At 58.8% G+C, this 6487-nt stretch carries 2 protein-coding genes; one reads left to right on the top strand and one right to left on the bottom strand.

What is annotated here, in order from left to right:
* Positions 1-492: 492 nt before the first annotated feature.
* Positions 493-2151, top strand: coding sequence for an outer membrane beta-barrel protein (locus IC50_RS37580; protein WP_224517533.1), 1659 nt, complete (start codon positions 493-495; stop codon positions 2149-2151).
* A gap of 2155 nt (positions 2152-4306) precedes the next feature.
* On the opposite strand, the gene IC50_RS37565 is transcribed toward IC50_RS37580, so the two are convergent.
* On the bottom strand, positions 4307-5068 hold the full coding sequence (locus IC50_RS37565) for a hypothetical protein (RefSeq protein ID WP_233465590.1): 762 nt from the start codon (positions 5066-5068) through the stop codon (positions 4307-4309).
* Between the last annotated feature and the right edge of the window lie 1419 nt (positions 5069-6487).

Here is a 6487-nt window from a genome sequence, read left to right as displayed (position 1 = left end):
TGGCGCTATTTAGGTACAGACCCTAGTACGAGCTGAACTTGCAACGGCCGGCTGGTTGCCATCAGGCAGCTCGCGGAGTGAAAAGAACACTAGGCTTGAAATCTCACGGCTCATCCAAGCTGAACCAGCTTGTGCTCACCGGGCAGACCACAAAGTTCCGGCACATGCACGTGCCTTGGACGCTAGCTCCGCAATGCAGCGAACCTCGACACTCGTTCGTCCGCCTTCCACCCAATGTAGGGAAGTTGACGCGGCACGCTCTTAGTAAGCTCCTGCAGAACAAAGGAATTGCTCCGGCACGCGGCTTGCTACGTTGAGGACGTCATCACCAATCGTCGTGCGGTGATCTTCGGAGCGGCCCCGGCTCGTTATTGGGGGCCTGGTGCTCCGACGATTTGCCGTGCGGCGATACTTAGCGAGCGCGACTACAACTCGGGAAAGTTCAGGGCAATCTTTATGCGATCAAGAGTTCTCTTTTTGGGGGCTGCGACCATGGCGATCGCCACAACGGGTACATCTATGGCGAACCTCGGGCGAGAAGCCCTGCCACCGTCGGTGTGGAACTGGTCCGGAGGCTACATTGGCGGGCATGTAGGCGGCGGGTACGGTCGAACCTCTTTCACCAATCCGTTCGGCCCACCGATCTACGGCGACGTCGTCGATATTCCCTCCTTCGTCGCAGGTGGCCAAATCGGCTACAATTGGCAGAACAATAGTTGGGTGTACGGCCTCGAACTGGATGCCAGCGCAGCTGTCGCGAGCGGCTCAAACACCTGCCTCGCAGCCTCAGACTTGATTGTAAGCGCAAACTGCAACGCAGCTCCGAACCTCTTTGCGACCGGGACCGGTCGCATCGGTTACGCCTTCGGCTCGCTCGGGCAAACGCTTGCCTATCTCAAGGCAGGTGCAGCCTGGCAAAATAATCGAGGCGACATCGTCAACAACTTTGAAGGGGGCGACCTGCCACAGGAGAAAACCCATTTCGACTATGGCCAAGTTGGTGGCGTCATCGGGCTCGGTGTGGAGCAAGCCCTTACGCCTTCATGGTCGGTGAACGTCGAGTATGACTATCTGCATTTTGGCGGGCCGAGCGTCGCGACCGCTTCGACCGCGAAGTTATCTCCGTCTACGATTTTGCCGGCGAGCACGACCAGCCTGTCCAGCAACTATCACATTGGGAAAATTGGTCTGAACTACCACTTTGGTGCGGACCCAGAAGCCGCACCAAAGTCCGATTCGCCGCTGCATGCGAGATCAGCCGGCAGCGTACCACCCATTCCCTACACGTCCGGTTGGTCGTTCGAAGGGGGCTCGCGGCTCTGGCTGAGCCGGGGAAGATTCCAGTGGGATCAAAGCGCAGTCCCGTATGGCTGGCCTGAAGACCCCAGCATACTGATTTCCAGGCTCACTTATCATGCACTGGACGGACTTTCGGGGGAGGTATTCGGCCGTGTCGACAGTCCCTGGGGAGTGTTCTTGAAGAGTAGCCTTGGTATCGGGTTCTTCAACAAAGGGAAATCGAACGATGAAGATTGGCTGCCCCACGAGGGATACCCCTACCTAAATACTCGTTCAGGTGAGTCAAACGGGCGATTTGCATATTACACGGCCGACGCCGGTTACGATGTCCTGCGCAGTACGAACTACAAGATCGGCGGATTTATAGGCTGGGCCTATTACAGCCAGAGCTCAGACTCGAGGGGTTGCGTTCCGCTCACAAATCCGCAGGACTTTTGTCGTATCAAGCCGAGCGACGATAGGATCGTTGGCAGCCAAGATACTCAATGGAATGCGCCTCGAATCGGCTTGAGCGCCGAAACTATGCTGACCGAGCGCTGGCGCCTGAATGCGGACATCGCTTACCTGCCCTGGACCGACTTCAAGGGCCGCGATAATCATCTCTTGCGCAAAAAGACCACCTTTAGTGAGCAACACGGCAATGGTGGCGGCGGCGTCCAGGTTGAAGGCCTTCTGTCCTACTTTGTCACCAACAATATCAGCCTAGGCGTTGGAGGCCGCTATTGGGCCATGTGGACGAAAAAGGAAGCGGACTCCGCGGACTGCGGAAACGGCTGCGGCTCGCTAGGATTTGCGAACTACAGCATGGAACGGTGGGGTACGTTCTTCCAGGCGTCTTACAAGCTCAACTAAGGGCTTCACTGTTACGAGGCTCCAAACTGCAGATGCTTAGGGGCCGTTCTGAAGTTCGCTGATGGCCCCAGTCCTCGGCGCCCATTCGCCGCCGAGGACTATGTCGCGATCACGCCTGTACACCGGCTTGCTTCGATTGCAAACCGCCCGCATGGACAAGGCGAGCGCAACTCCGCTCGCGAACCGGAGCTCGTTTCTGGTGATAAGAGCTCGATCCGTTGACCCGGAATTCGCTCCAAAGCCGATTCCGCGTACCATTGCGAAGGCGCCGACCGACCGGGAAGCCGCGGCCGTTGTCTCATCGCGCGGCGGCCGGAGGCGGGCGCAAAGTGCCTGGCGAAAGATCAACGGCTTATTCACCGAGGGGAGAGTTGAACGGCTGGCGGTCTGCAACGGACGAGCCGCTCACAGAGGAATTCAAGCCGTGGGTACACAGCGTCGGTGAGGTTCTGCGCGAGGATCCATCCAGCGCAACGACTCGGGCAGTATTGCTTGGCGAGCTACCCGCCCTTGCATCGCCACGCGAACTCACGCGGGTCATTTCCTTTCATGTAACAGCAGAAGATCACCAGATGGAATGCGAGCCGCGCGTCCTTGCCCCCGATCACCAGACGTGACCAAGGATTCCAGACCGTCCTGATTCCTACACTCCCCGCTATGGCCCGGTCGTCTGCCCCTGCTGGGACCTTCATGAGCAGCATCATCCGACATCAAATTCAGCTTACTGATCGTGTGAAGGGCGAGCGCAAGTTCAGTTTTTGCAATCTGCTCATCGTATTTGCCTGCACTTTGGTGCCACCCCCACGGGCAGATCCTCGGCGCTAGAAGTGAATGCGGCCCAATTGGCTGGGGGAGACTAAAGGCAATCGGCATTCGGCCACTTTTCCTCGCCAGCCAAACACGTAACCGGCGGCAGGGCGCCGAGCCCGTATGGAAGGCGCGCCCCACGATTCCTAAATTCCGCAGCGGGATCTCTCCTGGGCAATCCTGACCGCGGCGAGCCCCAACATCACGTCGCCGGTGAACCCGAAATGGAGACGATAGAGCCACCAGATTGCGCAGCACCGGTCAAGATCGGACAAGGCTAGCCCGCGCCTAATTGCTGCGAGCATCCGCGCCATGGGCTTCATTCCGTGGATCATGTGGAAGCCTCGGCGTCTCGGGGCCGGCGCTCGCCATTCAATGACTTTCCGGGCGGTGGCGGCTCGCTGTCCGGCGCGTGCACCTGCAATAGATTGGGAGCTGAGATTGATGTTCGCCATGACGTTCTTTTCCGGTTTTTGAGGCTGGTTGCACACGCCTATGTGCATGCGATCTTGCGTGACTCTACGGTGGAGCTACTGCTTGCAGAACGCCCAGATTTGGTAGTGTTAAATTGACACGATTTCCTCGACAAATACGCTCACGCAATCCCACTGCTACGCAAAGCGACTGCGCCACTTGCGACGGTCCTTGCGGCTAGGCGATCTTTGCTGCCACCTCCTTGAGAATACCTTCGCGTCCGCCAAGACAATCCAGCCTCGCACTTGCAGGGCCTCCGCCGTTTCCAAGCAAGTGCTCAACGGGCACCGGTTTCTGCCCAATTTGCCGAACCCAGCCGACATCGAGCGCTGGCTTGCGGCCGAGCCCCGTTTGCCCTGGTAATTCTCGGTCACCTCGCGAAGCACCGCCCCGAGCAGTTCGGCCGCGGCACACCGTCGTGCAGCGCTCACGGGGATCCCTCAGACGCAAAGCAGCCGAGAAGACGATCATCCCGCGCACGGCTAACAGTGCGGCGCTGGCCGGTGATCCCGGGACCGGGGCGCGGCGGCGTGCCTTGGGCACTCCGCGACGCACCCCGGTTCTTCCGATCCCGCGCGCAATGGTGCAACCTCGGACTGGCCCACAGCCGGAGCTGTATCGGTCAAGCGCCAGCAACATCCTCGAGTGAAGCAACACGGCGACAATATTGCCGGCCGGATGACAGGTCGGCACCACGCAGACGAATGGCCAGGATGACCGTGCATCTCGAGCGCTGCCAGCGGGCCCGATGATGCGTACCCGCTGGCGGCTCGAACAATCCACTGCTAAGCGATGAACCGTCTATCCAGGTAAGGACAACCAAAGTGACCGCACGACTCAGACCCAGCGCGATCGGCTCACCGTCAAGTTGGTCTCATACCCGCGTAAGCTTAACGAATCCTCCTTCGGCTAGTTCGGCTTTGTAGGCCCGTCCGTTAAGATGGATGGTCGTGGGGCTATTGGCGGTCGGCATGAAACCTTCTTCGCGCAGCTTGTCTATGAGGGCAGGTGTGGCCCATTGCTGTGGTAGCGGCCTTCCATAGCGTCGGTTCTCCGCGAAGAAGGCTCCGAAGTCCGGTACCCCCGCCCGGCCGGCCCCAAGCACTTGGTCTTCCGCAGGGTTATGAACAAGAAGAACGCGATTACACTCATCCAAACCGGCCGTGTAGCGGTGACCCTGGATTTCATAGGTCATTGTCGGCTGGTCCGAGTCCGGCAAGAGACCCCGGTGGAACAGCCTATCGACCATCGAGTCAGGGGCGATTTGCGAACCGTGTGAAAATCTCTGGGGAGCGGCGAAGGAGACATCTACCGCTTCCTCAGGTGCGGCAGACGATGATGGTCCAGCTTCATTCATGATCTCGCTGAACAAATCATGATCTTCCTGTGTCCAGACGTGCGCTGTCGGTGATTCTGGTGAACGGGCATTATCGATCGGGCTTGGAGCCATAAAGCCCTCCTTTTTGTTAAGAGACCAAAGGCCTCTAGAATATCTCCCAGAGGGAATGAGCTGAAGTTCGTCACGAATTCCGGCATGGGCAGCTTCGTCATCAAGAGGCCAAGTTCGAGTGTTAGAGAGGCTGGCTTTCGAGAAGCTGACAAAGGTCGAAGAAGAAAGACAAACTCGCGGCTGCATCTACCACGTCTGATGCGATCATCTCCGATCCTGAACTCATTCCACCTCAACTCGCGGTCGGCGCGCAGCTCTGCGTCCTGCATCGTTTCATCTGACGGAAAGCTCGTTAGGAGGTCAGGCGACGCTGACCGCAGCCAGCCCCAGTCCCATACCGAACATGTGCATTTCGATCTCTGTCCGCGACCAGTTGTTCTGGCCTGCACTTGAGCCTATGCTTGGTCCGATAAGCAGAATGACCGCGATAGCCGGGCCAACGCGAGAACAGACGAGAGCGCGATCTGAGAGTCCGGCAAGAGCGGAGCGATCTGTTCACCTGATTAAATGAAGAAAGAAATCGCTCAGACGCAAAGCAGCCCAGACGATCATCCCGCGCACGGCTAAAGGTGCGGCGCTGGCCGATGATCTCGGGACTGCGGCTGCCGCTGCGTTTAATGCGCACTCCGCGATGTCCCCAGTGCGTCCGATCCTGCGCGCCATGATGCAACGTCGGACAGGCCGTCAGCCGGAGCTACATCGGCCAAGCTGAGATTTTCATCGTCAGATGAGGCAATACGATCCGCCAACTTTATCCGGCTGCTATTGATGCTACGCGTCATGCAGATGGCGCACGCGCCTTGTTGTTGGAAAAGAGGATTCACTCGTGTCCTGATTAAGACAAATCGTTGTAATTGTTGGCGAAGCCGCCGCTGAAATGGCCGTCTTCCTCTAAGCGTCCGCTGGCGAAGAAGCGTAGCCGTTTCTTGCTTGCCCGCCCGGGCACACAAACGCTAGCTTCTGCGTGTGGCGCTATCGATTAGCCTTAGCAGCTCTCCACATGGTTGACCAAGATGGGCGACTCTGAAGCTCGCGCTCACCTAACGACTTGAGATCGGCATTCGTCGGTGTTGCGGCCGAACAGCTGGGCCTTCTCACGTCCTGGACGACGCGCTCGCTCGGGCGATAGCCAAGATGCAAGCGAGCGGCGCGGAACGCATGACGGCCTCGGTCCTGATGGTCGCCAGACCCAAGCGGCTCGGGGGAAAGCGGTTTGCCCGTCCGCTGGCGATCCGGCCGCGACGGAAAGTGGAGCACTGGTGAATGGTGATCTTGCTCGCGCGCAAGAGACCGCCTCGGGCGCGTTGATTGGCAGCATCGTCTAGGCGATGACGCAGCCCCGACTGGCTGTTTAAGGAGCGGACGCAACGCGTGACGCTGAGGTGGCTCGCGTCCTCGTCGATCATGTTCGGCGCCAGCCAGTCTTGTCGCAAACCCGCCACAGCAACGTAATGTCTGCGGCGCCCGACAACTGCACCAGGTTCTCATATTTCTCTTACCGTAAGCGACGTTCGCGTCCCACTCGCAAAGGTTTGGCGTGGGGATTGCAGTCTGTTGATCAACGTGTTTGCAAATCGCTGGCGGGGGGTATGGAGGCGGCAACGA

The organism is Bradyrhizobium genomosp. I (2014) (assembly GCF_000261685.1).
Taxonomy (GTDB): Bacteria; Pseudomonadota; Alphaproteobacteria; order Rhizobiales; family Xanthobacteraceae; genus Bradyrhizobium.
The sequence above is the reverse complement of the archived record's forward strand: the minus strand, read 5'-3'. Positions and strand labels throughout refer to the sequence as shown.

Coding starts and splice junctions, on each gene's coding strand:
- IC50_RS37580 (WP_224517533.1), top strand. CDS start 493: ATGGCGATCGCCACAACGGGTACATCTATGGCGAACCTCGGGCGAGAA.
- IC50_RS37565 (WP_233465590.1), bottom strand. CDS start 5,068: ATGCAGCCGCGAGTTTGTCTTTCTTCTTCGACCTTTGTCAGCTTCTCG.